The 3,854-nt window shown below is 72.8% G+C and carries 2 protein-coding genes; both read right to left on the reverse strand.

Annotated elements, in window-relative coordinates; translation table 11 throughout:
* A partial coding sequence (locus NH602_RS29110) for a glycosyltransferase 87 family protein (RefSeq protein WP_308292894.1) occupies positions 1 to 1,496 on the reverse strand: 1,496 nt, incomplete at its 3' end.
* 131 nt (positions 1,497 to 1,627) lie between these two features.
* Positions 1,628 to 3,854, reverse strand: a 2,227-nt coding sequence (locus NH602_RS29115; RefSeq protein ID WP_253069479.1) for a transglycosylase domain-containing protein, incomplete at its 5' end; no start/stop codon positions are given.

Consider the following 3,854-nt stretch of genomic DNA (forward strand, 5'->3'; position numbering starts at 1 on the left):
GCGTCGCCGGACCGGGGCGTGCCGACGGAACCGGTGGGGCCGGGGCCGCCGCCGTCCCTCCGCCGTCGCCCGCCCCGTGCGGGCACGGCCGACGCGGAGGCCGTCGCGGCGGGCACGCCGGACCGGGAGACCCGCGGGCCGACCGGCCACACGGGCTCCGTGTCCCGGCCGGGGTCGGTGCCGGGCCGCAGGATCTGCCGGACGACGAGCACGCACAGCGCGACCACCACGGCGTCGCGGACCAGCACGGTCACCAGGAACGGCTCCGGCGGCAGCCCCTTGTTCGCGACGCCGAGGTACTGGAACATCCGCGGCACCCAGACCAGCGCGTCGACGACCATCCACGCCAGCAGCAGCCGCCAGCGTGGCAGGGCGAGCACCGCGAGCGGGACCAGCCACAGCGAGTACTGCGGGCTCCACACCTTGTTGACCAGCAGGAACGCCGAGACCGTCAGGAAGGCCAGCTCGGCGACCGCGGGCGGGCGCGGCGCGCGCAGCGCGAACCAGGCGATCGCGGCGAACGCCAGCACCATGAGCACCGCGGTGACGGTGTTGAGCACGGTGGGGGACTGCCCGTCGCCGAGCGGTCCGTCGAAGCCGGACCAGCCGGTGAACCAGTACAGCGAGTACCAGATCGAGTCCGGGTCGGCCGGGCGCGTGCGGTTGAGCAGGAAGAACTCGACCCAGCCGCGCGGCCAGGCCAGCGCGACCGGGAGGTTCACCGCCACCCAGGCGAGGACCGCGGCACCGATCGTCCACGCGGCACGCGGGAGGCCGCCGTCGGCGCGGCGTCGCCAGCCGACGAGCAGCACCGGCAGCAGGAGCAGCAGCGGGTAGAGCTTCGCCGCGCCGCCGATCCCGAGCAACACCCCGGCCCAGACCGGCCGGTCCCGGCGCAGCGCGAGCAGCGCCCCGGTCGCGAGCGCGACCGTGAGCGTGTCGAAGTTGGTGAACGCGTGCACCGCCACCAGCGGGGACAGCGCGACCAACGCGGCGTCCCACGGACGTTCCGGGCGGAGCATCAGCACCGCCCACACCACCACCAGCCAGGCCATGGCCAGCCAGATCGCGGTGACGTCGAAGTAGACGACGACGTCGAGCGCGGTCGGCAACGGCAGCCGCTCGGCCAGCCACTGCCAGCCGTCGGTCAGCTGCGCATTGAGGTACTGGAACATCCCGGTGACGACCGGGTACTCCATGTACCGGGCGGTGCGGGAGCCGTCGGCGGCGGTCTCGAACCAGGCGTCGCGGTAGGGGACTGCGTCGTCGGCGAGACCTTCGAGCCCGTAGAGCGGGACGGTGTCGGAGTAGCACATCGCGACGTACTGACGGTCGTTGCGCCAGTCCAGCGCGAGCGCACCGTCCGGGGTGCGGTACTGCTGCAGACAGGCCGCCTTGCCCAGCCAGCCCAGCGCCAGCACGACGACGGCGAGCAGCAGCACCACCCGCAGCGGGGTCCACCAGCGCGACCGTCCGACGAGTGCGTGCCGACCCATCGGGCCTCCGACGACCCGGCTGGCGGCGCGCGCCAGCGGCTCGGTCCAGGTCGGGACCTCCCGGTCCCGGACGCCCGCCCCCGGCGCGTCGTGGGGGGCGGGCGGTGCGGCTCCGGGCCGGCCGCCTGCGGTCAGTTGTCGCCCCCGCGGCCCGGACGGTCCCGGCCCGCGTCGGAGCCGGGCGGACCGTCGCTGTTGCCGTCGCTGCCGGGGTCGCCGCTGCTGTCGTCGCCGGCCCCGTCCCCGGAGCCGTCGCCCGAGGAGTCACCCCGGTCGCCGCGGTTCCCGCGGTCACCCCGGTCCCCGCGGTCGCCGTTGTCGCGGCTGTCGCCGGGCTCCTGGGTGGTGGTCGTCTGCTGGTCGTCGCCCTGCCCGGAGTCGTTCGAGACGGCCCGGGCCGGAGCCTGGCCGATCGGCTCGAAGTCGGAGAACTGCTCCACCGGCGTCCCCTGCAGCACGTCGTTCATGAACGACTGCCAGATCGAGCCGGGCAGCATCCGCCCGTAGACCGGGCGGCCCGCGGAGTTCTTGATCGGGGTGTTGTCGTCGGTGCCGACCCACACCGCGGTGGACACCGACGGTGTGTAGCCGACGGTCCAGGCGTCGTTGTTCTGGCCCTGGACGCTGCTCTGCACGGTGCCGGTCTTCGCGGCGACCGGACGCCCGTCCAGCCCGATCCGCGACGAGCTCGCGACGTCGGTCATGGACTCGGTGACGTTGCGGGCGACCTCGGCCGGCATGACCTGCTGGCCGTTGTCGGTGCTGCCGCGGTCGTAGATGACCCGACCGTCGCTGGCGGTGACCTTCGCGATCAGGAACGGGTCGCGCTTCATGCCGTCGGCCGCGAACGTGCCGTAGGCGGCGGCCATGTCCTCGGGGTGGACCTCGCGGTCACCCAGCGAGATGCCGCCGGTGGGGTTCGGCAGCAGGTCGGCGGGGATGCCGGCCTGGTGCGCGGCGTCGGCGACCCGCTGCGGGCCGACGTCGAGGCCCATCCGGTAGAAGACCGTGTTGATCGACTTGGTCATGGCCTCCTTCACCGAGCACCGGCCGCAGCTGACGCCCTCGGAGTTGGTGACCGTGGTGCCGGCGAGCTCCTGGGGGGAGGAGCCGTCGTAGATCGTGCCGAGACCGACCGGCGGGTTCGCCTGCAGCGCCGCCGCGAGCACGAACGGCTTGAACGACGAGCCGGGCTGCTTGAGCACCGAGGCGTAGTCGAGGCCGACACCGTTCTCCCCGCCGAAGTAGGCGATGACCGCGCCGGTCTTCGGGTTCACCGACACCAGGGAGGACCGCAGGTTGCCGGGCTGGCCGTCCATGATCTTCTCGACGGCCGTCGCCGCGTCCTCCTGGGCCTTCGGGTCGATCGTCGTGGTGACCGTCAGACCCTGGGTGTTGATCTCGGTCTCGGAGATCCCGAGCTTCTCCAGCTCGGCGCGGGCCGCGTTGTAGATGTGGCCCTTGTCGTCGCCGGGGATGCCACCGCCCTCGGCCGTGGAGGCCTCGCGCCACTGCGGGAACCTCTGCTGCGCCCGGTCGGCCTGCGTCATCCAGCCCTGGGCGACCATGCCGTCGAGCACGAAGTTCCACCGCTGCTGGGACATCTCGAGGTTCTTCGCCGGGTCCCAGCGCGACGGCGACTGGATCAGCCCGGCGATCATCGCGCCCTCGGAGGCGTTCAGGTCCTGGACGTTCTTCCCGAAGTACGCCTGGCTGGCGGCCTGGATGCCGTAGGCGCCGCGACCCAGGTAGATCGCGTTCAGGTAGTTGCCGAGAATCTGCTCCTTGGTCATCTCCTTGGACATCTTCGCGGCCAGCACGACCTCGCGGAACTTGCGGAACAGCGAGTACTGGTCGTTGCCGGTGGTCACCTTGATGTACTGCTGGGTGATCGTCGAGCCGCCGCCGATCCCGCCGGAGAGCTGGTTGATCACCGCCCGCGCGATGCCGGTGATGTCGAAGCCGGGGTTGGAGAAGAACGTGCGGTCCTCCGCGGACAGCACGGCCTGCTGGACCGGCACCGGCACCTGGGACAGGTCGACGCTGATCCGGTTGACGTTGTCCGGCCGGACCGTCGCCAGCGGGGCGCCGTCGGTGTAGGTGAAGGTCGCTACCTGGGTGACGGCGATGTCGTCGGCGTTGGGGACCGGGAACACCAGCCAGCCGATCGCGAACGCGACGAGCGGGCCGATCACCGCGAACGCGGCGAGCCCGATCACCCAGCGCCGGAGCCGGCGACGACGGCCGGGCTTCTTCCGCCCGTCACCGCCGTCCCCGGGACCGCGACCGTCGGGACGACCGGGCGGTCCGGGCGGGCGGCCGCCACCGCCGCCACGACGGGCGGCCGTGGCCGGTGCC

The organism is Pseudonocardia sp. McavD-2-B, assembly GCF_024124365.1.
Lineage (GTDB): Bacteria > Actinomycetota > Actinomycetes > Mycobacteriales > Pseudonocardiaceae > Pseudonocardia > Pseudonocardia alni.